Source organism: Streptomyces sp. A0642 (assembly GCF_004795105.1).
In the GTDB taxonomy this organism is placed as follows: Bacteria; Actinomycetota; Actinomycetes; order Streptomycetales; family Streptomycetaceae; genus Streptomyces.
Window position 1 is genome coordinate 98,758 of the sequence record NZ_SSBL01000009.1, and the last position, 23,893, is coordinate 122,650.

At 71.8% G+C, this 23,893-nt stretch carries 23 protein-coding genes; 12 read left to right on the forward strand and 11 right to left on the reverse strand.

Going from position 1 to position 23,893, the window contains the following annotated elements; translation table 11 throughout:
• Nucleotides 1-49: 49 nt before the first annotated feature.
• Nucleotides 50-706, forward strand: coding sequence for a phosphoribosylglycinamide formyltransferase (gene purN, locus E6R60_RS18190; protein WP_136327627.1), 657 nt, complete (start codon nt 50-52; stop codon nt 704-706).
• Nucleotides 693-2,246, forward strand: coding sequence for a bifunctional phosphoribosylaminoimidazolecarboxamide formyltransferase/IMP cyclohydrolase (gene purH, locus E6R60_RS18195; RefSeq protein WP_136327628.1), 1,554 nt, complete (start codon nt 693-695; stop codon nt 2,244-2,246). The genes purN and purH overlap by 14 nt, the downstream gene beginning before the upstream one ends.
• 116 nt (nt 2,247-2,362) lie before the next feature.
• Here the strand turns inward: purH and E6R60_RS18200 are convergent, their stop codons facing one another.
• Nucleotides 2,363-3,133 (reverse strand): RDD family protein, encoded by a 771-nt coding sequence (locus E6R60_RS18200; RefSeq protein ID WP_136327629.1) that lies wholly within the window; start codon nt 3,131-3,133, stop codon nt 2,363-2,365.
• A gap of 231 nt (nt 3,134-3,364) precedes the next feature.
• Between E6R60_RS18200 and E6R60_RS18205 the strand changes: the two genes are divergently transcribed.
• The 3 genes from E6R60_RS18205 to E6R60_RS18215 all read left to right on the forward strand — a co-directional run bounded on the left by E6R60_RS18205 (nt 3,365) and on the right by E6R60_RS18215 (nt 6,800).
• A complete protein-coding gene (locus E6R60_RS18205; protein WP_136327630.1) occupies nt 3,365-4,234 on the forward strand; it encodes a bifunctional methylenetetrahydrofolate dehydrogenase/methenyltetrahydrofolate cyclohydrolase in 870 nt (289 codons plus the stop codon).
• 20 nt (nt 4,235-4,254) lie between these two features.
• A complete protein-coding gene (locus E6R60_RS18210; RefSeq protein ID WP_136327631.1) occupies nt 4,255-4,869 on the forward strand; it encodes a DUF3017 domain-containing protein in 615 nt (204 codons plus the stop codon).
• A 941-nt stretch (nt 4,870-5,810) separates the two neighbouring features.
• Nucleotides 5,811-6,800, forward strand: a complete 990-nt coding sequence (locus E6R60_RS18215) for a malate dehydrogenase (RefSeq protein WP_136327632.1) — start codon at nt 5,811-5,813, stop codon at nt 6,798-6,800.
• Between the two features lie 93 nt (nt 6,801-6,893).
• On the opposite strand, the gene E6R60_RS18220 is transcribed toward E6R60_RS18215, so the two are convergent.
• Nucleotides 6,894-7,622 (reverse strand): isocitrate lyase/phosphoenolpyruvate mutase family protein, encoded by a 729-nt coding sequence (locus E6R60_RS18220; RefSeq protein WP_136327633.1) that lies wholly within the window; start codon nt 7,620-7,622, stop codon nt 6,894-6,896.
• Between the two features lie 46 nt (nt 7,623-7,668).
• On the reverse strand, nt 7,669-8,175 hold the full coding sequence (locus E6R60_RS18225) for a carboxymuconolactone decarboxylase family protein (RefSeq protein WP_136327634.1): 507 nt from the start codon (nt 8,173-8,175) through the stop codon (nt 7,669-7,671).
• Between the two features lie 47 nt (nt 8,176-8,222).
• Here E6R60_RS18225 and E6R60_RS18230 point away from each other — a divergent pair, with 47 nt between their 5' ends.
• A complete protein-coding gene (locus E6R60_RS18230) occupies nt 8,223-9,626 on the forward strand; it encodes a PLP-dependent aminotransferase family protein (protein ID WP_136327635.1) in 1,404 nt (467 codons plus the stop codon).
• Nucleotides 9,627-9,678: 52 nt separating this feature from the next.
• Here E6R60_RS18230 and E6R60_RS18235 read toward each other — a convergent pair whose 3' ends face one another.
• Nucleotides 9,679-10,536 (reverse strand): hypothetical protein, encoded by an 858-nt coding sequence (locus E6R60_RS18235; protein WP_136327754.1) that lies wholly within the window; start codon nt 10,534-10,536, stop codon nt 9,679-9,681.
• Nucleotides 10,537-10,843: 307 nt separating this feature from the next.
• The gene (gene rocD, locus E6R60_RS18240) at nt 10,844-12,049 is read right to left on the reverse strand and encodes an ornithine--oxo-acid transaminase (protein WP_136327636.1); all 1,206 of its coding nucleotides are present in this window, start codon (nt 12,047-12,049) and stop codon (nt 10,844-10,846) included.
• A 196-nt stretch (nt 12,050-12,245) separates the two neighbouring features.
• Between rocD and trpS the strand changes: the two genes are divergently transcribed.
• Nucleotides 12,246-13,259 (forward strand): tryptophan--tRNA ligase, encoded by a 1,014-nt coding sequence (trpS, locus tag E6R60_RS18245; protein WP_136327637.1) that lies wholly within the window; start codon nt 12,246-12,248, stop codon nt 13,257-13,259.
• A 106-nt stretch (nt 13,260-13,365) separates the two neighbouring features.
• Nucleotides 13,366-13,956 carry a 2'-5' RNA ligase family protein gene (locus tag E6R60_RS18250; protein WP_136327638.1) on the forward strand — a complete coding sequence of 197 codons (591 nt, stop codon included), beginning with the start codon at nt 13,366-13,368 and terminating at the stop codon, nt 13,954-13,956.
• Nucleotides 13,957-14,095: 139 nt separating this feature from the next.
• Here the strand turns inward: E6R60_RS18250 and E6R60_RS18255 are convergent, their stop codons facing one another.
• The gene (locus E6R60_RS18255) at nt 14,096-14,896 is read right to left on the reverse strand and encodes a decaprenylphospho-beta-D-erythro-pentofuranosid-2-ulose 2-reductase (RefSeq protein WP_136327639.1); all 801 of its coding nucleotides are present in this window, start codon (nt 14,894-14,896) and stop codon (nt 14,096-14,098) included.
• Between the two features lie 80 nt (nt 14,897-14,976).
• Nucleotides 14,977-16,338 carry an FAD-binding oxidoreductase gene (locus E6R60_RS18260; protein WP_136327640.1) on the reverse strand — a complete coding sequence of 454 codons (1,362 nt, stop codon included), beginning with the start codon at nt 16,336-16,338 and terminating at the stop codon, nt 14,977-14,979.
• A 140-nt stretch (nt 16,339-16,478) separates the two neighbouring features.
• Here E6R60_RS18260 and E6R60_RS18265 point away from each other — a divergent pair, with 140 nt between their 5' ends.
• On the forward strand, nt 16,479-17,456 hold the full coding sequence (locus tag E6R60_RS18265) for a YihY/virulence factor BrkB family protein (RefSeq protein ID WP_136327641.1): 978 nt from the start codon (nt 16,479-16,481) through the stop codon (nt 17,454-17,456).
• Here E6R60_RS18265 and E6R60_RS18270 read toward each other — a convergent pair.
• Nucleotides 17,404-18,666, reverse strand: coding sequence for a D-alanyl-D-alanine carboxypeptidase (locus tag E6R60_RS18270; protein ID WP_346766074.1), 1,263 nt, complete (start codon nt 18,664-18,666; stop codon nt 17,404-17,406). The genes E6R60_RS18265 and E6R60_RS18270 overlap by 53 nt on opposite strands.
• 121 nt (nt 18,667-18,787) lie before the next feature.
• On the opposite strand from E6R60_RS18270, the gene E6R60_RS18275 reads away from it, so the two are divergent.
• From E6R60_RS18275 to E6R60_RS18285, 3 genes are all read left to right on the forward strand, one after another.
• A complete protein-coding gene (locus E6R60_RS18275) occupies nt 18,788-19,033 on the forward strand; it encodes a hypothetical protein (protein WP_136327643.1) in 246 nt (81 codons plus the stop codon).
• Between the two features lie 65 nt (nt 19,034-19,098).
• The gene (locus E6R60_RS18280) at nt 19,099-20,382 is read left to right on the forward strand and encodes a metallophosphoesterase (protein WP_136327644.1); all 1,284 of its coding nucleotides are present in this window, start codon (nt 19,099-19,101) and stop codon (nt 20,380-20,382) included.
• A gap of 222 nt (nt 20,383-20,604) precedes the next feature.
• Nucleotides 20,605-22,158 carry an ABC transporter substrate-binding protein gene (locus tag E6R60_RS18285; RefSeq protein WP_136327645.1) on the forward strand — a complete coding sequence of 518 codons (1,554 nt, stop codon included), beginning with the start codon at nt 20,605-20,607 and terminating at the stop codon, nt 22,156-22,158.
• 81 nt (nt 22,159-22,239) lie between these two features.
• On the opposite strand, the gene E6R60_RS18290 is transcribed toward E6R60_RS18285, so the two are convergent.
• The 3 genes from E6R60_RS18290 to E6R60_RS18300 are packed head-to-tail and all read right to left on the reverse strand — an operon-like array spanning nt 22,240 to nt 23,870.
• Nucleotides 22,240-22,956, reverse strand: coding sequence for a TetR family transcriptional regulator (locus tag E6R60_RS18290; protein ID WP_136327646.1), 717 nt, complete (start codon nt 22,954-22,956; stop codon nt 22,240-22,242).
• The gene (locus E6R60_RS18295; protein ID WP_136327647.1) at nt 22,950-23,429 is read right to left on the reverse strand and encodes a DCC1-like thiol-disulfide oxidoreductase family protein; all 480 of its coding nucleotides are present in this window, start codon (nt 23,427-23,429) and stop codon (nt 22,950-22,952) included. The genes E6R60_RS18290 and E6R60_RS18295 overlap by 7 nt, the downstream gene beginning before the upstream one ends.
• A gap of 9 nt (nt 23,430-23,438) precedes the next feature.
• On the reverse strand, nt 23,439-23,870 hold the full coding sequence (locus E6R60_RS18300) for a hypothetical protein (protein WP_136327648.1): 432 nt from the start codon (nt 23,868-23,870) through the stop codon (nt 23,439-23,441).
• Nucleotides 23,871-23,893: the final 23 nt, after the last annotated feature.

The window sequence follows — 23,893 nt, forward strand, 5'->3', positions numbered from 1 at the left end:
GGGCGGTGCGGCCGCTTCGAACTGCTTCACACGCGAGAAAGGGCCAGCCGTGGCCTCCCCGCTCTCCTCCGCCGGACCGGCCCGCCTGGTCGTCCTGGTCTCCGGTTCCGGTACGAACCTCCAAGCCCTGCTCGACGCGATCGCCGACGACCCCGAGGGGTACGGCGCCCGGGTCGTCGCCGTCGGTGCCGACCGCGACGGCATCGCCGGCCTGGAGCGGGCGGAGCGGGCCGGGCTCCCGACCTTCGTGTGCCGGGTCAAGGACTACGGGACGCGCGCCGAGTGGGACGCGGCGCTCGCCGCGGCCACCGCCGCGCACCGCCCGGACCTCGTCGTGTCCGCGGGCTTCATGAAGATCGTGGGCAAGGAGTTCCTCGCCGGGTTCGGCGGCCGGTTCGTCAACACCCACCCCGCCCTGCTCCCCAGCTTTCCCGGTGCCCACGGTGTGCGCGACGCGCTCGCGTACGGCGTGAAGGTCACCGGGTGCACCGTCCACTTCGTCGACGACGGCGTCGACACCGGTCCGATCATCGCGCAGGGCGTGGTCGAGGTGACCGAAGAGGACACCCCGGAGGGTGAAGCGGCCCTCCACGAACGCATCAAGGAAGTCGAGCGCAAGCTGCTCGTCGAGGCCGTGGGGCGGCTCGCCCGTGACGGCTATCGCATTGAGGGACGAAAGGTTCATCTCGGTCATGTCGGTGAATAAGCCCATCCGCCGCGCCCTGGTCAGCGTCTACGACAAGACGGGGCTCGAAGACCTCGCGCGCGGTCTGCACGAGGCGGGTGTCGAGCTGGTCTCCACCGGCTCCACCGCCGGGAAGATCGCGGCCGCCGGAGTGCCGGTCACCAAGGTCGAGGAGCTCACCGGGTTCCCCGAGTGCCTCGACGGCCGCGTCAAGACGCTGCACCCGCGCGTCCACGCCGGCATCCTGGCCGACCTGCGCCTGGACGCCCACCGCGAGCAGCTCGCCGAGCTCGGCGTGGAGCCGTTCGACCTGGTGGTCGTCAACCTCTACCCGTTCAAGGCGACCGTCGCCTCCGGCGCGTCGGACGACGAGTGCGTGGAGCAGATCGACATCGGCGGCCCGTCGATGGTCCGCGCCGCCGCCAAGAACCACCCGTCGGTCGCCGTCGTCACCAGCCCCGAGCGGTACGCCGACGTCCTCGCGGCCGTCAAGGCGGGCGGCTTCGACCTGACCGCCCGCAAGCGGCTCGCCGCCGAGGCGTTCCAGCACACCGCCGCGTACGACGTGGCCGTCGCCGGCTGGTTCGCGGACGACTACGCCGCCGCCGACGACTCGGGCTTCCCCGAGTTCCTCGGTGAGACCTTCGCGCGCAAGAACGTCCTGCGCTACGGCGAGAACCCGCACCAGCCCGCCGCGCTCTACACCTCGGGCGAGGGCGGTCTGGCCGAGGCCGAGCAGCTGCACGGCAAGGAGATGTCGTACAACAACTACACGGACACCGACGCCGCGCGCCGGGCCGCGTACGACCACGCCGAGCCGTGCGTCGCGATCATCAAGCACGCCAACCCCTGCGGCATCGCGATCGCCGACGACGTGGCGACGGCGCACCGCAACGCGCACGCCTGTGACCCGCTCTCCGCGTTCGGCGGCGTGATCGCCGTCAACCGTCCGGTGACCGTCGAGATGGCCGAGCAGGTCGCGGAGATCTTCACCGAGGTCATCGTCGCTCCGGCGTACGAGGACGGCGCCGTCGAGGTGCTCGCCCGCAAGAAGAACATCCGCGTGCTGCGCTGCCCGGAGGCCCCGTCCGCCGAGGTCGAGGTCAAGCCGATCGACGGCGGCGCGCTGCTCCAGGTCACCGACCGCCTCCAGGCCGAGGGCGACGACCCGGCCAACTGGACCCTCGCCACCGGTGACGCGCTCTCCGCCGACGAGCTCCGGGAGCTGGCCTTCGCGTGGAAGGCGTGCCGCGCGGTCAAGTCGAACGCGATCCTCCTCGCCAAGGACGGCGCCTCGGTCGGCGTCGGCATGGGTCAGGTCAACCGCGTCGACTCCGCGAAGCTCGCCGTCGAGCGCGCCGGCGAGGAGCGGGCGCGGGGCGCGTACGCGGCCTCCGACGCCTTCTTCCCCTTCCCCGACGGGCTGGAGATCCTGACGGCGGCCGGCATCAAGGCCGTGGCCCAGCCGGGCGGTTCGGTCCGCGACGAGCTGGTCGTCGAGGCCGCGAAGAAGGCGGGCGTGACGATGTACTTCACCGGTACGCGCCACTTCTTCCACTGACACGGGCCACGCCCGGTCGCCCGGGCTCGTAAGACCGAAGGCCGCCGGTTCCCCGGAAAGAACGGGGAACCGGCGGCCTTCGCCGTGCCGTGAGGGTGGTTGCTCCCTCGCCGCGCCTACTTCGTCTTGATGACGATCGTGCTGCCGGCGCGGTCGTGCCAGCCCTGGAGCTTGCCCGAGTTGTCGAAGAAGGGGGAGAGGTAGACCAACAGCGTCCCCAGACCGCAGAAGAGCGAGCCGACCATCGGGATGATCCAGCGGATGAAGCCCGCACCCAGACCGGGAGCCTGGCCGGTGCTCTCCTTGACGACCTTGACGTTGAGGACCATCTTGCCGAGCGTGGCGCCCCAGATGGAGACCATCAGCCACTCGTAGAGCAGCGCGATCAGCGCGAACACGGCGATGAAGCCGAAGAAGCCCGCGACGATGCCGACGCTGGCGTCCGCCGCGTCGTTCACGCACTGGCTGTAGGCGGGGGTGCCGTACTCCAGGCCGCTGCAGTCGTCGATGGACTTCGAGGCGCCCACGATGCTCGCGACGCCGATCGCCGAGAAGATCGCGTAGAGGATGCCGTACGCGACGCCGTCCAGGGCGCGCGCGCCCAGGCGGCGTCCCATCGTGGCGAGTTCGACGGTACCGAGGCCCGCGACGTTGATGAAGCCGTTGTTGGCCTGCAGGGTGCCGCCCGGCTGGGGCGGGTAGCCGTAACCCGGCTGGCCCTGCGGGGGGATGCCGGGCTGCTGCTGCGGGTAGCCGTAACCCGGCTGGCCCTGCGGCGGGACGCCCTGGGGGGCCTGCTGCGGGTAGCCGTAGCCGGGCTGGCCCTGGGGCGGCTGACCGGGCTGCTGCCCGTAGGGGTTGTTCGGGTTCGGGTCGCCGAAGCTCATCTGGGGCGTTCCTCCAACGGGACGTACGGGGACGAATGCGGCCGCGCGGAGGAAAGAAAACATCAGCGGTCCGCCCCCCGGGTACTTCTGCGGCACTGCGGCCTTCATCGTTATAAGCAGGACGTAAGTTTGTCCAGTCGCTGCACGAGAAGTTGTCCAAGTGCAACCTTGTGTCCACGGTCGGCACCTGCAATTGGTACGCGGGCGGGGTCATCCGCGAGTATGGGGAACATGACTGCCCAGATTCTCGATGGCAAGGCCACCGCAGCCGCGATCAAGTCCGATCTCACCGTCCGCGTGGCGGCTCTCAAGGCCCGGGGCGTCACGCCCGGCCTGGGAACCCTGCTGGTCGGGGACGACCCGGGCAGCAGGTGGTACGTGAACGGCAAGCACAAGGACTGCGCGCAGGTCGGCATCGGCTCCATCCAGCGCGAACTCCCCGACACCGCCACGCAGGAGGAGATCGAGGACGTCGTCCGCGAGCTCAACGCCGACCCGGCGTGCACCGGTTACATCGTGCAGCTGCCCCTGCCCAAGGGCATCGACACCAACCGCGTCCTGGAACTCATGGATCCGGCCAAGGACGCCGACGGCCTGCACCCGATGAGCCTGGGCCGGCTCGTGCTCAACGAGCAGGGCCCGCTGCCCTGCACCCCGCAGGGCGTCGTGCAGCTGCTGCGCCACCACGGCGTCGAGATCAACGGCGCGCACGTGGTGGTCGTCGGGCGCGGCGTCACCATCGGCCGTTCGATCCCGCTGCTGCTGACCCGCAAGTCGGAGAACGCCACGGTGACCCAGTGCCACACCGGCACCCGTGACCTCTCCTCGCATCTGCGCCGGGCCGACATCATCGTCGCCGCCGCGGGCGTGCCGCACATCATCAAGCCCGAGGACGTGAAGCCGGGCGCGGCCGTGCTCGACGTCGGCGTCAGCCGCGACGAGAACGGCAAGATCGTCGGCGATGTCCACCCGGGCGTCGCCGAGGTCGCCGCCTGGATCTCGCCCAACCCGGGCGGTGTCGGTCCGATGACCCGCGCCCAGCTGCTCGTCAACGTGGTCGAGGCGGCCGAGCGCGACGCCGACGCCGTCTCCGCCGGCTGATCCGGCCCGGAAGGAACCCCATGGGTGCTGGTACGAGCCCGGCCGACCGGGCCGCCTCGGCGACCGGGCCGGCCGACGAGCAGGCCGGGGCCACGGCGGACGCCGCGGCCGAGGGCTCCACGGCAGCCGCCTCCGCGGCGGACCCGGGCGACGCCTCCGCGGCGGACGCCGCCGACGTCCCCGCGAGCGGTGCGGGCGAACGCACCGGCAGCCATCCGGAGCCCGGCCCCGCGGCGCGCCGGTCGCGGCGCTTCCCGTCGTTCACCCGGGACACCGCGCGTCCCGAGGGCGGCGGCCGGGCGGCCGGCGGGGACGCACCCGCGCCCGCCCGCCAGTGGCCGCTGCTCGCCGTGCTCTGCACGGCCGGGGCCGGGCTCCTGATCGTGGCCGCCGACCCCTTCGACCAGGCCTTCCGGATCGGCACGATCCTGATCGGCGTGGCGCTCGTCGGCGGCGCGGTCCTGCGCCTCCTGGTCCCCTCGGTGGGCATGCTCGCGGTGCGTTCCCGCTTCACCGACCTGGTGACGTACGGACTGCTGGGCGTCCTCATCGTGATGCTGTCGCTCATGGCGCAGCCCGAACCGTGGCTGGACATCCCGTTCCTGGAGGACGCGGTCCACTTCACGATCCGCTGAGGCCGTCGGCCCGGACGGTGTCCGTCCCCTCCCCCGAGAAGGGACGGACACCCGGGACGGGGCCCACCGGCGCAAAATGCTCCGGTATGAGGCGAGTTGAGCGGCCTTGCCCCGTCCTGAATCCAGCCTTGTCCACGGGGTTCGAGGGTTCAAGGAATCGCTGTGGCCTGTGGCACGGAAGTGACCATTCCGCCACTGTGTGATCGCCGGGCAACGGTGGCGGACCGGCCCGGCCGTCCCCACGGCAGGGGCGCGCGGAGTGCGCCCGGACGCCTGCGTGCCCCTGTGCGCCCGCTCCCCGGGAACTGGCGGTCCGCGTTCACGCATCTCCCCGGGTGGTCCGGAACGGACCACCACCGGTTCCGGCCAGGGGGCCGACCGTGTGCGGCGCGGCGGTAGCGCGTACACCCCGAGGTCGCCGGGAAGCGGATCGCCGACGTCCAGGCGTGCGCCACGCTCGCCTCCGGTGCGCAGGGGTGCACGGCCGAAGCGGCCGGCCAGGGAGCGTGACGCGGCCTCAGCGCGTCCGGCTGAGCGGACGGGGAGGGTGATCCGGCCCGCCTCGGCCGGAGGAGTGGCCGGAGCAGGTGAGGCGGGTTCGCTCGACCGGGGGAGCGGCCGAGAGAACGTGACGCGGGCTCGTCTCGGCCGTAGGAGCGCCCGGAGAACGGGACGCGGGTTGGCTCGGTCGGAGGAGTGGCCGAGAGAAGGTGACGCGGGCTCGCTCCCCCGGAGTAGGCGGCCGGGCGGCGTGGCGCCCGCCCGCCTCGGCCGGGTGAGCGGGCGGTGACCGGTTGTGTGCGGTGCCACAGGGGGGCGGGCGGCCCCGGGCTTCCGGGTCGGATAGCCTGACCGCTGGATATCTCTTCACATCAAGATTCAGGGATGTCCAGCACCAGGGGCCAGGAGCCCCCACCGCCAGCTGTCTAACGGAGATCGCCATGACCCGCACTCCCGTGAATGTCACCGTGACCGGCGCAGCCGGCCAGATCGGCTACGCGCTGCTCTTCCGCATCGCCTCCGGCCACCTGCTCGGCCCGGACGTGCCGGTCAACCTGCGTCTCCTGGAGATCCCGCAGGGGCTGAAGGCCGCCGAGGGCACCGCGATGGAGCTCGACGACTGCGCCTTCCCGCTGCTGCGCAACATCGAGATCACCGATGACGCCAACGTCGGCTTCGCCGGCGCCAACGTCGCCCTGCTCGTCGGCGCCCGCCCGCGCACCAAGGGCATGGAGCGCGGCGACCTGCTCTCCGCCAACGGCGGCATCTTCAAGCCGCAGGGCAAGGCGATCAACGACAACGCCGCGGACGACATCAAGGTCCTCGTCGTCGGCAACCCGGCCAACACCAACGCGCTCATCGCGCAGGCCGCCGCCCCGGACGTACCGGCGGAGCGCTTCACCGCGATGACCCGTCTGGACCACAACCGCGCGATCTCGCAGCTGGCCGCCAAGACCGGCGCCGCCGTCTCCGACATCAAGAAGCTGACGATCTGGGGCAACCACTCGGCCACCCAGTACCCGGACATCTTCCACGCGGAGGTCGCCGGGAAGAACGCCGCCGAGCTCGTCAACGACGAGGCGTGGCTGGCCGACACCTTCATCCCGACCGTCGCCAAGCGCGGCGCCGCGATCATCGAGGCCCGTGGCGCGTCCTCGGCCGCCTCGGCCGCCAACGCCGCCATCGACCACGTGCACACCTGGGTCAACGGCACCGCCGCGGGCGACTGGACCTCGATGGGTATCCCGTCGGACGGCTCCTACGGCGTCCCCGAGGGCATCATCTCGTCCTTCCCCGTCACCACGGAGAACGGCACGTACAAGATCGTCCAGGGCCTGGACATCAACGAGTTCTCCCGTGCGCGCATCGACGCGTCGGTGAAGGAGCTCACCGAGGAGCGCGACGCGGTCCGCGAGCTCGGCCTGATCTGATCCGTACGTCCCCTGGGACACGCGGACGCCACCGCCCCCGGCAGCAGCGAGTCGCTGCCGGGGGCGGTGGCGTCCGTCGGTACGGGGAAGTCCTCAGGCCGTACGGAGCCCGTCGGCGAATCCGCCCAGCGCCGCCATGGCCCGGCGCTGGAGGCCGGGGCCGAACGTGACGCGGGCGGCGCCCAGTTCACCCAGGCGGCGCGGGCCCGGACCGTCCGGCCGGGCCAGGGCGTTCAACGGCGCGGGAACGGCGGCGGACAGGCGGGGGAGCACCTCGGGCGGTGCCATGATCGGGTAGACGCCGTCGGCGCCGGCGGCCACGTACAGCAGCGCACGCCGCACCGTCTCGGCCTCCTGGTCCACGCCCTCCGGAACGCCGGTGACATACGTGTCCACCCGGGCGTTGACGAACAGCTCGTCCCCGGCCGCCGCCCGTACCTCGGCCAGCCGGTCCGCCTGCCACCGGGCGTCCACGAGGACGCCGTCCACCGTGTCCTCCAGATTGCAGCCGACCGCCCCGGCGGTGAGCAGCCGCTCCACTAGCTCCCGGGGCTCCAGCCCGTACCCGGCCTCGATGTCGGCGGACACGGGTACCGGGACGGCGCGGGCGATCCGCGCCACCGCCGCGATCATCTCGGCGGCGGGCGTGGCCCCGTCCTCGTACCCGAGCGAGGCCGCGACCCCCGCGCTCGGGGTGGCGAGGGCGGGGAACCCCGCGTCGGCGAGGACGCGGGCGCTCGCGGCGTCCCACGGACCGGGAAGGACCAGCGGATCCCCGGGAGTGAGGCCGCGGTGCAGCGCGCGGAGGTGGTGGGCGGTCATCGCGGAAGGCTCCTGAGGTGGGCGGCGCGGGGTGGGCGGGGCCGGATCAGTGGTCGCCGGGCGTGTAGTGGCCCGGGACCATCCGCGTGGTCACGGCGAACCGGTTCCAGGCGTTGATCGCGATGATCGCGGCGATCAGGTGGGCCAGCTCGGTCTCGTCGAAGTGCTTGGCGGCCTTCGCGTACACCTCGTCGGGGACGAAGCCGTCGGTCAGGACGGTGACCGCCTCGGTCAGCTCGATCGCCGCGATCTCCTTCGGCGTGTAGAAGTGCTGCGACTCCTCCCAGGCGCTGAGGTTCACGATCCGCTGCACGGACTCGCCCGCCGCGAGGGCGTCCTTGGTGTGCATGTCGAGGCAGAACGCGCAGTGGTTGAGCTGCGAGGCCCGGATCTTCACGAGCTCGCCCAGGACGGGGTCGATCCCCTTGGACGCCGCGCCGTCCAGGCGGGCCATCGCCTTGTAGACGTCGGGCGCGTGCTGCGTCCACTGCATGCGCGGGGTGTGCTCGGCGGTGTACTCGGAGGTCGTCCGGCTGTTCTCGTTCGTCGTCATGGATACGACGTTACGGGGTCAGTGGCGCACCGGTATGGTCCATTTCCATGACAGATCCCTGGGCCACTTTCGGTGCAGACCTGCACCTCGACCTGACCGGATCGGCCGGGCTGCGGGCCGGTCTCATGGACGCGCTGCGGGAGGCGGCCCGGACCGGCAGGCTGGCGCCCGGGACCCGGCTGCCGTCGTCCCGGACCCTCGCCGCCGACCTCGGCATCGCCCGCAACACCGTCGCCGACGCCTACGCGGAACTGGTCGCCGAGGGCTGGCTCACCGCCCGGCAGGGCTCCGGTACCCGGGTGGCGCAGCGGTCCGCGCCACGCCCGTCCGCCACCAGGACGCCGCGGGCCCGGCCGCCGCGCAGCAGCCCCGCGTACAGCCTGATGCCCGGTTCACCCGACGTGGCGACGTTCCCGCGCGCCGAATGGCTGAAGGCGGCCCGCCGCGCCCTCACCCGCGCACCCCACGACGCCTTCGGCTACGGCGATCCGCGCGGCCGCATCGAGCTGCGCACCGTGCTCGCCGGCTATCTGGCCCGGGCCCGGGGGGTGTACGCGGATCCCGAACGCATCATGGTCTGCGCCGGCTTCGTCCACGGGCTGAGGATGCTGGGGACGGTGCTGCGGGAGCGCCGCGTGCGCGAGGTCGCCGTCGAGTCGTACGGACTGGAGCCGCACAACAGCCTGCTCAACGATGCCGGGCTGCGGACCCCCTGCCTGCCGCTCGACGGACTCGGCTCGCGGACCGGGGAGCTGTACGGGGCGCGGGGCGCGGGCGCGGTGCTCCTGACGCCCGCCCACCAGTTCCCGACCGGGGTGCCGCTCCACCCCGACCGGCGGGCCGCGGCGGTCGACTGGGCGCGCAGCACCGGCGGGCTGATCCTGGAGGACGACTACGACGGAGAGTTCCGCTACGACCGCCAGCCGGTCGGCGCGCTCCAGGGCCTGGATCCCGAGCGGGTCGTCTACCTGGGCACGACCAGCAAGTCCCTGGCGCCGGGGCTGCGGTTGGGGTGGATGGTGGTGCCGGAGTCGCTGATGGGCGAGGTGACCGCCGCCAAGGGCTGGAGCGACTGGTCGTCGAGTGCGCTGGACCAGCTGACCCTGGCGGAGTTCATCGCCTCCGGGGCGTACGACCGCCATGTGCGCTCCATGCGGCTGCGCTACCGCCGCCGCCGCGACCAGCTCGTCGCGGCACTGGCGGAGCGGGCTCCGGCCCTCCGCGTCAGCGGAATCGCCGCCGGGCTGCACGCCGTGCTCGAACTCCCGCCGGGCAGCGAGGCCGAGGTCGTCCGGGCGGCGGCCTGGCAGGGCCTCGCGGTGCAGGGCCTCTCCTTCTTCCGGCACCCCGACGCGGAGGTGCGACGCGAGGCCCTCGTCATCGGTTATGGAACGCCGCCCGACAGCGCCTGGGCGGGAGCGCTGGACGCCCTGTGCCGGATCCTGCCGTAGGCGGTCAGGCGGTCAGGCGGTCAGGCGGTCAGGCGCTCAGGCGCTCAGGCGCTCAGGCGGTCGTGCCCGGGACCGCGGGCTCCGGGGTGTCCGCCGGGGCCTCGCCGAACCGGGCCAGCGCCAGCGCTCCCGCCACGGCCACCGCGAATCCGGTGACCGCGACCCAGCCGAGGCCGTCGCGGGTACGGTCGCCGAGCCAGACGACGCCCACCAGAGCGGGACCGATCGTCTCGCCCAGGACCATGCCCGCGGTCGCGGTGGTCACCGAACCACGTTGCAGCGCCGAGGTGAGCAGCAGGAACGCCGAGCCGCCGCCCACCAGCAGCGCGTACGCGGCGGGGTTGGTGACGAGCGCGGCGGGCGACATGTCGTCGATCAGCCGGACGGCCACCTCCACCACACCGAAACCGCAGCCGGCGCCGAGACCGAGGACGAGGGCACGCGCCCGCTCGGGCAGCCGGCCCGCCGCCGTGCCGATCAGCAGGATACCGACGGCGATGCCGAGCATCGACCAGCGCAGCGCGGCCGATCCGGTCGCGTGCCCCTCCTCGCCGGAGGCGAGCCCCAGCATGCCGAGTCCCGCGCAGACCACGGCGACGGCCGTCCACTCGGTGGAACTCAGCCGCACCCCGAGCAGCCGGGCGGCGACGACCGCGGTCACGGCGAGGCTCGCGGCCAGGGCCGCGCCCACCGCGTAGATGGGCAGGGAGCGCAGGGCGATGATCTGGAAGACGAAACCGAGGCCGTCGAGCGCCAGCCCGGCCACGTAGCGCCACTGCCGAAGGGCCCGCAGCAGCAGCGCCGGGTCCACCCCCGCCCCGGTCCCGGGCTCGGCGGCGGCCCGCGCGGCGACGGCCTGAAGGACGGAGGCCGTGCCGAAGCAGACCGCGGAAGCGAGCGCACAGATCATCCCCAGGAGCACACCGGGACTCTACTGGTGCCGGAGCGGGCGCCCGGCCTCCAGCCGGGCGCCCCCTGGCCCCTGACCCCTGGCCCCTGACCCCTGGCCCCTGACCCCTGGCCCCTGACCCCTGGCCCCTGACCGCAGAACCCGGAGCACCGAACTCCCGGGCACCGAACCCCCGAGCGCCTGGCGCCGCCCCTCCGAGCCCGTGGGCGCCGAACCCCGAGCGCCGGACCTCAGAGCGCCTGGCACCGTCCCTCCCAGCCCCCAACTCCCGAGCGTCGAACCTCACCGAGTGCCCGGGCGTCCCGGATCAGCCCCGCAGCACCCCGCGCAGCTGCTCCAGGCCCCAGTCCAGGTCCTCCTTGCTGATCACCAGGGGCGGGGCGATCCGGATCGTCGAGCCGTGGGTGTCCTTCACCAGCACCCGGCGGTCCATCAGCCTCTCGGAGATCTCCCGCCCCGTGCCGCGTCCCGGATCGATGTCGACACCCGCCCACAGGCCGCGTCCCCGGACCGCCTCCACCGCGCCCCCGCCCACCAGCAGGCCCAGCTCCTGATGGAGGTGCTCGCCCAGCTCCGCGGCACGCTGCTGGTACTCGCCGGTGCGCAGCATCGCGATGACCTCCAGCGCGACCGCGCACGCCAGCGGGTTGCCGCCAAACGTCGAACCGTGCTCGCCCGGCCGGAAGATCCCCAGGACCGCCGCGGACGACACCACCGCCGACACCGGCACCACACCCCCGCCCAGCGCCTTGCCGAGGACGTACATGTCGGGCACGACGCCCTCGTGCTCGCAGGCGAACGTCCTCCCGGTCCGGCCCAGGCCCGACTGGATCTCGTCCGCGATGAACAGCACGTTCCGCTCGCGGGTCAGTTCCCGGACGCCGGGGAGGTAGCCGGCCGGCGGCACCAGCACCCCGGCCTCGCCCTGGATCGGCTCCAGCAGCACCGCCACGGTGTTCTCGGTCATCGCCTCCCGCAGCGCGGTCAGGTCCCCGTACGGCACGATCTCGAACCCCGGGGTGTACGGGCCGAAGTCCGCGCGCGCCTCGTGATCCGTGGAGAAGCTGACGATCGTCGTCGTCCGGCCGTGGAAGTTGTCGGCGGCGACGATGATCTTGGCCATCCCGTCCGGGACGCCCTTGACCTGGTACCCCCACTTGCGGGCGGTCTTCACCGCGGTCTCCACGGCCTCCGCCCCGGTGTTCATCGGCAGGACCATCTCCATGCCGCACAGCTCGGCGAGCCGCGCACAGAAGTCGGCGAACCGGTCGTGGTGGAAGGCCCGCGAGGTGAGCGTCACGCGCTCCAGCTGGGCCTTGGCCGCGTCGATCAGCCGGCGGTTGCCGTGGCCGAAATTGAGCGCCGAGTAACCGGCGAGCATGTCGAGGTAGCGCCGGCCCTCGACATCGGTCATCCAGGCGCCGTCCGCCGTGGCGACGACGACCGGCAGCGGATGGTAGTTGTGCGCGCTGTGCGCCTCGGTGGAGGCGATGGCGGTTTCCGTGGTCGACACGGGATCTCCGTTCGTCGTGCGGCGTGGATGTGCCCACTTTGTATCGTCGGTCGGATCTCCCACGAGGAAACCTTCAGTTCGCGGCGCGCCCGCGTTCCGCGCCGCCGGGACCCGCCCGTGGGCCCCCTCCGGCGTCCTCACGCCTTTCTCACACCGGCTGCCCGGGATCGGTTCCGTACCTGAGACAATGAGTTCCATGGCCTCTGAACGTCCCCGTGTGCTTTCCGGAATCCAGCCCACCGCAGGCTCGTTCCACCTCGGCAACTACCTCGGCGCGGTCCGCCAGTGGGTGGCTCTGCAGGAGTCCCACGACGCCTTCTACATGGTGGTCGACCTGCACGCGATCACCGTCCCGCAGGACCCCGCGCAGCTCCGTGCCAACACCCGGCTCGCCGTCGCCCAGGTGCTCGCCGCCGGGGTGGACCCGGAGCGCTGCACGCTCTTCGTCCAGAGCCACGTCCCGGAGCACGCCCAGCTGGGCTGGGTCATGAACTGTCTGGCCGGGTTCGGCGAGGCGTCCCGGATGACGCAGTTCAAGGACAAGTCGGCCAAGCAGGGCACCGACCGCACCACCGTGGGGCTCTTCACCTATCCGCTGCTGATGGTCGCCGACATCCTGCTCTACCAGGCCGACCAGGTCCCGGTGGGCGAGGACCAGCGCCAGCACCTGGAGCTGACCCGCAATCTCGCCGAGCGGTTCAACGGCACCTACGGGGACACGTTCACCATTCCGGACCCGTACATCCTCAAGGAGACGGCGAAGATCTACGACCTCCAGGACCCGTCCGCGAAGATGAGCAAGTCGGCGGCGACCGCCAAGGGCCTGATCAACCTCCTGGACGAGCCGAAGGCGACCGCCAAGAAGGTGAAGAGCGCCGTCACGGACACCGACACCGTGATCCGCTTCGACCAGGTGGAGAAGCCGGGCATCAGCAATCTGCTGTCCATCTACTCGACCCTCACCGACACGGCCATCGCGGACCTGGAGCAGAAGTACGAGGGCAAGGGCTACGGTGCGCTGAAGACGGACCTCGCCGAGGTCATGGTCGACTTCGTCACACCGTTCCGCACCCGCACCCAGGAATATCTGGACGACACCGAGACGCTGGACTCCATCCTGGCCAAGGGAGCGGAGAAGGCACGGGCCGTCGCCGCCGAGACCCTGGCGCGGACCTATGACCGCATGGGCCTTCTGCCCGCCAAGCACTGAGTCCAAGGACCCTGGCGCCGGGACCTTCACAGGCGGCACACTGGCGGCGTGAAGCATGCGGCCGTCGGTGGCTGAAAACAGATGCTCGAAGATTGAGGAGAACGACGTGGGGACCGTAACGCTCGGCGTTTCGATCGCGGTCCCGGAGCCCTACGGCAGCCTGCTCCAGGAGCGGCGCGCGAGCTTCGGGGACCCTGCCGCACACGGCATTCCCACCCACGTCACCCTCCTGCCGCCCACCGAGGCGGAGGCGGCCGCCCTGCCCGCGATCGAGGCGCACCTCACCACGATCGCGACGGGCGGCCGTCCCTTCCCGATGCGGCTCTCCGGCACGGGTACCTTCCGTCCGCTCTCCCCGGTCGTCTACGTCCAGGTCGTCGAAGGGGCCTCGGCCTGCTCCTGGCTCCAGAAGCGGATCCGGGACGCCTCGGGGCCGCTGGTGCGCGAGCTGCTGTTCCCGTACCACCCGCACGTGACCGTGGCGCACGGCATCTCCGAGGCCGCGATGGACCGGGCCTACGCGGAGCTCGCCGACTACGAGGCGTCGTGGACCTGCGGATCCTTCGCGCTGTACGAGCAGGGCGCCGACGGCGTCTGGCGCAAGATCAACGAGTTCCCGTTCGGAGCGGGCGGCGGCAGCCCGGCCGTGCCCGCCCAGAGCGGCAGCTCCGTGGACGCGACCTCGCTCCACGGCTGAGCCGCTCCATCCCCTGAGCCGCGCTCCCTCCCCGAGTCGCTTCATCCCGTGACCCCGGGTTCCCTCTCCGAGTCGCTTCCCCCTGCCCCGCTCCGCAACTGAGGGGGCCGGGGCCGCCCCGCCACCGCTCCGCGCCGCCTCAGACGGGCAGCCGCCGGAACAGCGGCCGTGGCACGTGCCGCAGCGCCGACATGACCGCCCGCAGCGCCCCCGGCACCCACACCGTCTCCGAACGCCGCCGCAGCCCCGTCACGATCGCCTCGGCGACCGCGTCGGGCGTGGTGACGAGCGGGGTCCGGGTGAACGGGATCATCGCGAGCGGCGCCACGGCCGCCGCCGCGCCGGACCCGGCGGGCGCGGTCGCCGGCCGGACGAGACCGGGGCGTACGACCATGACGTGCACCCCCGTCCCGTGGAGGGCGTCCCCGAGCCCCTGCGCGAACGCGTCCAGGCCCGCCTTGCTCGATCCGTAGATGAAGTCCGCGCGCCGGGCGCGCTCCCCCGCCACCGAGGAGAGCACCACCAGCGAGCCGTGCCCCTGCGCCTGGAGTGCGCCGGCGCACACCAGACCGGCGGAGACGGCCCCCGTGTAGTTCGTCTGCGCGACCCGGACGGCGGCGAGCGGCTCCTCCTCGTCGCGCTCCTGGTCGCCCGGGATGCCGAAGGCGAGAAGCACCATGTCGATGTCGCCCTCGGTGAAGATCTTGCCGAGGCCGGTCTCGTGGGACCCGGTGTCCAGGGCGTCGAAGTCGACGGTACGGACGTAGGCGCCCCGGCCGCGCAGTTCGGCCGCTGCCGACTCGAGGGCGGGGGAGGGCCGGCCGGCCAGCCAGACCGTGCGAGTGCGGCGGGCGATCAGGCGGCGTGCGGTGGCGAGCCCGATCTCCGAGGTGCCGCCGAGGACGAGCAGGGACTGCGGGGCACCGAAGGCATCCTTCACGAGAACGCTCCTTAAGGGCGGGTGGCGGAAGGCGGGGGGTGGTGGGGCGCGCGGCGGCCGGGGTGGTGGCCGCCGCGCCGTCAGAGGGAGAGCCGGCGCGACAGATCCGACCGGAACGCGCCGTTGGGGTCCCACTCGGCCCGGAGCTGCCGGAACGCCTCCAGCCGGGGGTACATCGCGGCCAGCGCGTCCGGGCGCAGCCGGGAGTCGGCCGTCAGGCAGACCCGGCCGCCCGCCGCCGCCACCTCCTCGTCCATGCGGTCGAGGAAGCGGGCCAGCCCCGGCAGGGCCGCGGGCAGGTCCACGGCGAGGCTCCAGCCCGGTTCCGGGAACGACAGCCAGCCGGGGCCGCCCGGGCCGAAGCGTCTGAGCACGGCGAGGTACGAGGGGCAGCGCCGCTGCGCGAGCTGCCGGACGATCCGGCGCAATGTCTCCGCCCGCCCGTCCCCGACGGCGAACTCGTAGCGCACGAAGCCGCCCCGGCCGGGGAGTCCGTAGGCGTGCGGTGCGGTGTCCTGCGGGTGGAAGAACGTGGTGATCCGCTGGAGTTCGCCGGTGCGGGACCGGGGTGCGCGGCGGTAGCGCAGCTCGTTGAACGCCGCGGCGGACATCCGGCCGAGCAGGCCGCCGGGCGTCAGGTCCGGCACGAGGGAGTGCGCGGGAGACAGCGGGCCGGTGCGGAAGTGCAGCGGTGTACGCCGGGCGTGCGCCGGGAGCATGTGCAGGGGTGCGTGCTCCCCCCGGGTCAGGACACCGCGCCCGGTCGACCGGCCGCGCGCGGTCAGGTCGATCCAGGCGGAGGCGTAGCGGTGGCGGCGGCTGCCGGTGGCCAGCCGTGTCATCAAGTCGTCGAGATCGAGGGCCCGTTCGGTGTCGACGGCCATCAGGGACGTGGCTACGGGCTGGAGCCGGAGCGTGGCCGAGAGGATCACCCCGGTCAGGCCCAGGCCGCCCGCGGTCGCGTCGAAGAGCGGCGTGCCGGGGCGGACCGTGTGGATTCCGCCGTCCGCGGTGAGGAGGTCGAACTCCGTGACATGGCGGGAGAAGGACCCCGAGGTGCGGTGGTCGTGACCGTGGACGTCGGAGCCGATCGCCCCGCCCACGGTGATGTGCCGGCTGGCGGGGGTCACGGGCAGGAACCAGCCGAGCGGCAGCAGCACCTCCGTCAGCCGATGCAGGCTCACCCCCGCGTCGCACACCACGACTCCGGCTCCGGCGTCGATGGTGCGGATCCGGTCGAGCCCCGTCATGTCGAGGACGGAGCCCCCGGCGTTCTGCGCCGCGTCGCCGTGCGCCCGGCCCAGACCCCGGGCGATCGAGCCGCGCGGCCCGCAGCCGCGCACCACGGCGACCGCCTCCTCGTAATTCCGGGGACGAAAGCGCAGCGCGGTGGTCGGGGCGGTGCGGCCCCAGCCGGTCAGGGACACGGTGTCGACAGACATGAGGGTGACCGTATCGCCCGGGAAAACACCTTTGAGGGATTTGTTACAACACTCACCGAAATGGGTGATTGCGGGGATGCCATCTTCCGCGCGGTGGACCGAACGGCGGATTTCCCGGCGAGGGAGGGTAGTCGTACGTCATGGACTGGCTGAAGAAACTCCCCGTCATCGGGCCGCTCGTCTCCCGGCTGATGGAGACCCACGCCTGGCGCAGTTACGAGACGCTGGACCGGGTCCACTGGACGAGGCTCGCCGCGGCGATCACGTTCATCAGCTTCCTGGCCCTCTTCCCGCTGATCGCGGTCGCCGCGGCGATCGGTGCGGCGCTGCTCTCGGACAAGCAGCTGGACCGGATCGAGGACAAGGCCGCAGACCAGGTGCCCGGCATCTCCGACCAGCTCGGCATCGACAACCTGGTGGCGCACGCGGGCACGGTCGGGCTGGTGGCCGGTGCCCTGCTGCTGTTCACCGGCATCGGCTGGATCGGCTCGATGCGGGACTGCCTGCGCGCCGTCTGGGAGGTCGACGACGTGGACGAGGGCAATCCCGTCCTGCGCAAACTCAAGGACGCCGGGGTGCTGCTCGGGCTGGGCGGAGCCGCCCTGGTGACGCTCGCGATCTCCTCGGTGGGCTCCGTGGCCGTCGGCCGGTTCGCCGACCTGCTCCACATCCCGGAGCACGGCGCGGGCGGCGTGCTGCTGCGCATCGCCGCCCTGCTGGTGGCGGTGGTCGCCGACTTCCTGCTGCTGCTCTACCTGCTGACCCTCCTGCCCGGCGTCGAGCCGCCGCGGCGCCGGCTGATGGTCGCCGCCCTGATCGGCGCGGTGGGCTTCGAACTGCTCAAGCTGCTGCTCGGCAGCTATATGCAGGGCGTCGCCTCGAAGAGCATGTACGGGGCCTTCGGCGTCCCGATCGCCCTGCTGCTGTGGATCAACTTCACGGCGAAGCTCCTGCTGTTCTGCGCCGCCTGGACGGCCACCCCGGGCAAGGACGGGGCCGGCCCGGCGGTGGCCGCGGAGCAGGACTCCGCACCCGCCGCCGGGAAGGAGTCCGGCGGCAGCACCCTCAGCGGCGGGGGAGGCGGCGCACCAGGTCCGGCAGCGGCCAGCGCCGGTTGACCAGGAACACCGCTCCGGACACCAGGACGAGCACCCCGCCGACGATCGCCAGGGCGATCCCGACGCCGCCGGACTCGTCGGACGCCGCGGCGGCCTCGGCGGCCTTGGCCCCTTGCGTCCCGTTGTCGGAGGCGGGGCGGCCGGCCTGGGCGCCCTTACCGGTGGCCGTCCCCGTGTCGGCGGACGTGGGCGGGACGAGTTCGCCGACCGGGGCGACCTTGCCGCTGGCCGCGAAGCCCCAGTCGAGCAGCTTCGCCGCTTCCTTGTAGACGGCGTGCGTCTCGTCGGACGACGGGTTCATGACGGTGACGAGCAGCACCTTGCCGTTGCGCTGGGCGACACCGGTGAAGGTGTTCCCGGCGTGCGTGGTGTAGCCGTTCTTGACGCCCGCGATGCCGCTGTACTGGCCGACGCCGTCGGCCCCGGTCAGTAGCCGGTTGGTGTTCTGGATGCCGAAGCTCTCGCGCTTCCCGCCCTTCTTCTGCTCGCCGGGGAACTGCGCCGTGGCGGTCGCGCAGTACTCGCGGAAGTCCGCCTTCTGCAGACCGCTGCGGGCGAACAGCGTGAGGTCGTACGCGCTGGAGACCTGGCGGGGGGCGTCGTACCCGTCGGGCGAGACCACCGTGGTGTCCAGGGCCTGGAGCTCCACCGCGTGCGCCTGCATGTCGGCGACGGTCTTGGGAACGCCCCCGTACATCGAGGCCAGGACGTGCACCGCGTCGTTGCCCGAACGCAGGAAGACCCCGAGCCACAGGTCGTGCACCGTGTAGCTGAGGTCCTCCTTGACGCCGACCAGGCTGCTGCCCTCGCCCATGTCGGCCAGATCCGCGTCCTTCACCGTGTACGAGAGCGTCTTCGGCTGCAGCGCCGGCGCCTCGATCAGGGTGTCGGCGAAGAGCATCTTCAGCGTGGACGCCGGAGGCAGCCGCCAGTGCGGGTTGTGCGCGGCGAGCACGTCACCGGTCTCCGCGTCCGAGACCATCCACGACCTGCCGGTCAGGCCCTTCGGCAGGACCGGGGCGCCGGCGCCGAGATTCACCTGGGTCCCGCTCCGCCCGAGCTGCTCGCCTCCCACCTGGGACATGCCGACGGGCGGCTTCGGCGCGTCATCCGTGGTGTCCTGACTGACCGCCGACGCGGGACCGGCGAGAAGAACGGACAGCAAAGCGGCAGAGGTGACCGACAGCGCGGCCTTCTTGAGAGCTGACACGGTCGAAAACGTACATGCAGTTGATCTGATTATTGATACCGGAGCTATGACCCGCCGTGCAGGCCGCTGGGACGGCCCACCCCGGGCGAGGCGGCCGGAGCGTGACGGAGATACTGATTCCATGAAGCTCAGCCGCCCCGTCTCCTGGTTCCTGCTCGCTTTCGGGGTGTGGAGCTGGTTCATCTGGATCACTTTCGTCAAAAATCTGTGGCAGGACGGCAGCGGCCTCGCCTTCGACGACGCGGGTGACCCGACCGCCTACTTCTGGGTTCATCTGCTGCTCGCCATCACGTCCTTTCTTCTGGGGACGGCAGTCGGAGTGATCGGGTTGCGTGGCGTCAGGTCCCTGCGCGGCCGGGACGCGTAACACGTCGAGTTCCGGCCGGGACCCGATACGGGACAGACGGGGATGAACGAGGCGGGGGAGTGCACATGGCGGTCATCGGTTTCGCTCTGCTGGCGGCCGCGGTGCTCGCGCTGCTGGCCCTCGTGCACGGCTACGTGTGGGGCCGCCTCGTCGGCGACACGACGACAGCGGGCAGCCGTGCGCGCAGGGCCGGCACGGTGGCGGCGTACGTCCTGCCGCTGCTGAGTGTCGGCGCCCTGGTCTCCGGGCGCACGGGCGCTCCCTTCCCGCTCCAGCAGGCGCTGGCCTGGCCCGGCTATCTGTGGCTGGCCGCCCTGCTCTACCTGACCCTCGCCCTGCTGGCAGGGGAGCCGGCACGGCCGCTGCTGCGCAGGCTGCTCGCACGCCGGGCCGGGCGGGCGCCCGGACCGGCCGGGGCGGAGGCCGTGCCCGCCGAACCCGTGCCCGCCGAACTCCTCCCCGCCGCTCCCGCTTCCGCCCTCGGGACCGCCGCCCCGCCGGCCGTCGCGCCCGCCTGTGCCGACCCCTCACGCCGCCTGTTCGTCGCGCGGGCCGTCGGGGGCGCCGCTGCCGTCGCGGGGCTCGCCACGACCGGTTACGGCGCGTACGGGGTGCTGCGCGGTCCGCGCGTCAAACGCGTCACCGTGCCGCTGGCCAGGCTGCCCCGGTCCGCCCACGGGTTCCGGATCGCCGTGGTCAGCGACATCCACCTGGGCCCGGTCCTGGGCCGGGCCCACACGCAGCGGATCGTCGACACGGTCAACCGCACCCAGCCCGACCTGATCGCGGTGGTCGGGGACCTGGTCGACGGGTCGGTGGGGGATCTCGGCCCGGCCGCCGAGCCGCTCGCCCGGCTCCGCTCCCGGCACGGGGCGTTCTTTGTGACCGGAAATCACGAGTACTACTCGGGCGCCGCCGAATGGGTCGACCACGTAAGGGAATTGGGCCTGCATCCGCTGGAGAACGCCCGGGTCGAGATCGACGGATTCGATCTCGCCGGGGTCAATGACATCGCGGGCGAGAGCGAAGGGCAGGGCCCCGATTTCGGCCGGGCGCTCGGCGACCGGGACCGTACCCGCGCGGCCGTCCTCATGGCCCACCAGCCCGTCGTCATCGACGAGGCCGTCGAGCACGGTGTGGACCTCCAGCTCTCCGGGCACACCCACGGCGGCCAGCTCTGGCCGGGCAACTACATCGCGGAACTGTCCAATCCCACGGTCGCGGGGCTGGAACGCTACGGCGACACCCAGCTGTACGTCACGCGCGGCGCGGGCGCCTGGGGCCCTCCCGTGCGGGTCGGCGCCCCCTCCGACATCACCGTCGTCGAACTCGCGTCCCGGCAGGCCTGACCGGCGTCGGACACCGCCGGAATGTCCGATCGGGTGACTGGGTGTGAACCCTCTGTATCCGACGTATCCCCCCAAGGTTTCAACTAGCGAACAAAAGCCTATGAGCCTCCGCTTTTCTCTTCCAGATGTGAAAATCGTGTGATTGGCTGAGCGCGAACTTGTGCGGTGATCTGCGTATCTGAGCGCGACGCCGAGGTGGGGCTGGTAAGGGAGAGCACGGCAATGCGGTCGATCCGGCTACGGATTCTCGCGATTCTCGCGGTTTTGGTCATCGCAGGCGTGGTCGCCTGGCAGTTGCTTCCCTCGAACGAGGGGAAGACTGATCCGGTCACGGTCGGCACGACCGACGAGGTGACCTCCCTCGACCCGGCGGGCGCGTACGACGCGGGTTCGTGGGCGATGTACAGCAACGTCTACCAGTCCCTCATGACGTTCAAGTCCGGGGCGATCGTCCCCGAGCCGGACGCCGCGGAGAGCTGCGGGTTCATCGGCGGGAAGCTGCAGACGTACCAGTGCAAGCTCCGTGACGACCTGACCTTCTCGGACGGCGAGGAGGTCACCGCCGAGGACGTCAAGTACTCCTTCGACCGGATGATGGCGATCAAGACGGACGTCGGTCCGTCGGTCCTCTTCCCGAGTCTGAAGAACGTGGTGGCCGAGGGCCGGACCGTCACCTTCAACCTCTCCGCGCGGGACGCGACCTTCCCGCAGAAGCTCGCCACCGGCGCCGGTTCGATCGTCGAGCGGAGCGCGTACGCCGAGCACAAGCTGCGGGCCGACGGCCATGTGACCGGCTCGGGGCCGTACGTACTGAAGTCGTACGAGCCCGGCGTCTCCGCCGAACTGGTGCCGAACACGAAGTACAAGGGCGCGCTGAAGACCACCGGCGGCCCGGTCAACGTGCGGTACTACAAGCAGTCCGAGGACCTGCTGGCGGCGTGGAACTCCGGTCAGATCGACGTCACGCACCGTCAGCTCCCGGCCTCCACGCTCGCGCAGCTCGACCCCGGCGCCGTCGACCAGCACGTGACGGAGGCCGACAGCGCCGAGATCCGCAACCTGGTCTTCAACGTCCGTGACGGCTCGCCGCTCGCCGACAAGAAGGTCCGCCAGGCCATCGCGTCGATCATCGACCGCGCCCCGCTGGTGTCCGACATCTACAAGGGCACCATCGAGCCGCTCTACTCGCTGATCCCCCAGGGCTACATCGGGCACAGCACCCCGTTCTTCGACGCGTACCCGGCGCCGGACGCCAAGCGTGCCAAGAAGCTGATGCAGGAAGCCGGCGTCAAGCTGCCGCTGGCCGTCACCTTCGCCTACCGCGACGACGACGAGTACACGAAGGAGTCGATGGAGATCCGCCGCCAGCTGGAGGCGGACGGGCTCTTCAAGGTCACGGTGAAGGCCGTCGAGTGGCAGGCCTTCCAGAAGGGGTACGCGGCCGGCAAGTACGACATGTACACCGTGGGCTGGCTCCCCGACTACCCGGACCCCGACACCTTCAGCCAGCCGCTCGTCGGCCGCGACAGCAGCCTTCACAACGGCTACACCAGCAAGAAGATGGACCAGCTGATCAGCTCCACGCTGCAGTACAGCGACCGGAGCCGCACGTCGGCCGACTTCAAGGACCTCCAGAAGCTGGTCGGCGAGGACGTCCCGCTCGTGCCGCTGTGGCAGAAGAAGGACTACGTCGTCGCCAAGCCCGACATCTCCGGATCGCAGTACCTCTCCGACGGCACCGGCATCTGGCGGCTGTGGGAACTGGGCCGGATCTGATCCCCGCCACCGCACACGGCCGAGCGGCCGCCCCGGGAGGAATCCGGGGCGGCCGCTCGGCCGTTTCACGCGACGTCCCGGCTACTTCGCCGCCGTCGGGCCCGCCACTCCCGGCAGGAACTCCTCCAGCACCTCGTGGACCTGCCGCACGAGCGGCCGCAGCACCCGGAACCGGGACAGGGCGACGGCGCGCGCGACGATCGGGGCGGTGCGCTCCACGAGGCGGCGGCTGCGTTCGGCGTTGTCCGTGCGGTCGTAGACCCAGTACAGGACCAGGCCCATATGGTTCAGCCACATCAACTGGGGCAGCAGATCAGCCAGTTCGGGGTCGACCTTGGTGCCGGCGCCCGCCAGGCAGCGCTCGTGGATGGAGATGGCCGCCTCGCGCGCGGCGGAGGAGTCGCGGGAGAACGGGCTGAGCGGGCTTTCGGGGTCGGCGGCGTTCTTGAAGAACTGGGCGGCGAAGCGGTGGTACGGCTCCGCCACGTCCAGCCAGCAGAGCAGGACCCCGCGGATGCGCACCGCGAGGTCCTCGTCACCGGCCAGGACCGGCTGGACCGCCGCCTCGTGCTCGGCGGCGATCCGGTCGTAGAAGCCCTGGACCAGGTGTTCCTTGGACGAGAAGTAGTAGTAGGCGTTCCCCACGGAGACGCCGGCCTCCTGGGCGATGGCCCGCATCGTCGTCTTGTCGTATCCGCGTTCCGCGAAGAGCCGGAGCGCGGTTTCGAGGATGAGGGTGCGGGTCTGCTCGCTCTTGGGAGCCTTGACTTCCTTCACGTCCTTCTCTTCCTTCACCACGGTCCCGAGGGTATCCGGACCGGCGGGGTGGCAGGGCCGGGGCCCCGCACCCGGCAGGCGCCGTCCGCGCCCCCGCCCCCGTCCGCGCGGCACGGCTCGGCCGTCAGGGAGCGGTACGCGGAGGCGGCGAGGACGGTCGCCCGGGCGAACGGGCGGCCGGCCGGGGTGGTCAGCCAGTGGGCCTTCGGCCGGTGCTCGGCCAGCGCCCAGAGGCAGACGATCCACGCGGAGGTCCCGCGGTAGACCTGCCCCCGGTCACCGATCACCGTGATCTCCTCCAGCGTCCCGGAATGGTCGAGTCCGGGGAAGCGGCGGTGCGCCTCGGCGGAGCCCGCCGGCACGAGGTCCAGCGGGACCAGCTGACGCTGCTTCATCAGCCACTGGCGCAGATGGACGCAGAGCGAGCACTGTGCGTCGTACAGCACGGTGAGCCGTTCGACGGGCCACCGCCCTCCACCGGTGCGGGGCGTCATGGCCGGCCCTCACGCCCGGGGGGCGGGAGCCGCCCACGGCCCCTGCCCCGGTCCCGCCCAGCCCTGCGGCGCGACGGGCGGGATCTGCTCCCGCTCCATCAGGCCCCGGCGACGGATCTTGTTGAGTACGTAGACGTTGCCCAGGTGCATGACCCCGAGGACGAGCAGGACGACGCCGACCTTGACCGACAGGGCCTCGAAGAGCTCCCGGGCGTCGGCGACGCCGTCGGAGTTCTTGAGGTAGAGGGTCACGAACCCCAGGTTGACCAGATAGAAGCCCACCACCAGAAGGTGGTTGACCGCATCGGCGAGCTTCTCGTTCCCGTGCAGCACATCGGCCAGGAAGACCTTGCCGTTGCGGCTCAGCGTGCGGGCGACCCAGACGGTGAGCGCCACGCTGATGAGCAGGTAGATGACGTACGCGACCACAGTGAGGTCCATGCCCCACCCTCCCTTGAACGCGT

What these genes read in the sequence shown, in the direction of transcription:
- E6R60_RS18300 (WP_136327648.1), bottom strand. Translation starts at nt 23,870, where the DNA reads ATGGACCTCACTGTGGTCGCGTACGTCATCTACCTGCTCATCAGCGTG.
- E6R60_RS18210 (WP_136327631.1), top strand. Translation starts at nt 4,255, where the DNA reads ATGGGTGCTGGTACGAGCCCGGCCGACCGGGCCGCCTCGGCGACCGGG.
- E6R60_RS18280 (WP_136327644.1), top strand. Translation starts at nt 19,099, where the DNA reads ATGGCGGTCATCGGTTTCGCTCTGCTGGCGGCCGCGGTGCTCGCGCTG.
- E6R60_RS18220 (WP_136327633.1), bottom strand. Translation starts at nt 7,622, where the DNA reads ATGACCGCCCACCACCTCCGCGCGCTGCACCGCGGCCTCACTCCCGGG.
- E6R60_RS18265 (WP_136327641.1), top strand. Translation starts at nt 16,479, where the DNA reads ATGGACTGGCTGAAGAAACTCCCCGTCATCGGGCCGCTCGTCTCCCGG.
- E6R60_RS18295 (WP_136327647.1), bottom strand. Translation starts at nt 23,429, where the DNA reads ATGACGCCCCGCACCGGTGGAGGGCGGTGGCCCGTCGAACGGCTCACC.
- E6R60_RS18230 (WP_136327635.1), top strand. Translation starts at nt 8,223, where the DNA reads ATGACAGATCCCTGGGCCACTTTCGGTGCAGACCTGCACCTCGACCTG.
- purH (WP_136327628.1), top strand. Translation starts at nt 693, where the DNA reads ATGTCGGTGAATAAGCCCATCCGCCGCGCCCTGGTCAGCGTCTACGAC.
- E6R60_RS18275 (WP_136327643.1), top strand. Translation starts at nt 18,788, where the DNA reads ATGAAGCTCAGCCGCCCCGTCTCCTGGTTCCTGCTCGCTTTCGGGGTG.
- E6R60_RS18200 (WP_136327629.1), bottom strand. Translation starts at nt 3,133, where the DNA reads ATGAGCTTCGGCGACCCGAACCCGAACAACCCCTACGGGCAGCAGCCC.
- E6R60_RS18205 (WP_136327630.1), top strand. Translation starts at nt 3,365, where the DNA reads ATGACTGCCCAGATTCTCGATGGCAAGGCCACCGCAGCCGCGATCAAG.
- trpS (WP_136327637.1), top strand. Translation starts at nt 12,246, where the DNA reads ATGGCCTCTGAACGTCCCCGTGTGCTTTCCGGAATCCAGCCCACCGCA.
- E6R60_RS18260 (WP_136327640.1), bottom strand. Translation starts at nt 16,338, where the DNA reads ATGTCTGTCGACACCGTGTCCCTGACCGGCTGGGGCCGCACCGCCCCG.
- E6R60_RS18235 (WP_136327754.1), bottom strand. Translation starts at nt 10,536, where the DNA reads ATGATCTGTGCGCTCGCTTCCGCGGTCTGCTTCGGCACGGCCTCCGTC.
- E6R60_RS18215 (WP_136327632.1), top strand. Translation starts at nt 5,811, where the DNA reads ATGACCCGCACTCCCGTGAATGTCACCGTGACCGGCGCAGCCGGCCAG.
- E6R60_RS18285 (WP_136327645.1), top strand. Translation starts at nt 20,605, where the DNA reads ATGCGGTCGATCCGGCTACGGATTCTCGCGATTCTCGCGGTTTTGGTC.
- E6R60_RS18225 (WP_136327634.1), bottom strand. Translation starts at nt 8,175, where the DNA reads ATGACGACGAACGAGAACAGCCGGACGACCTCCGAGTACACCGCCGAG.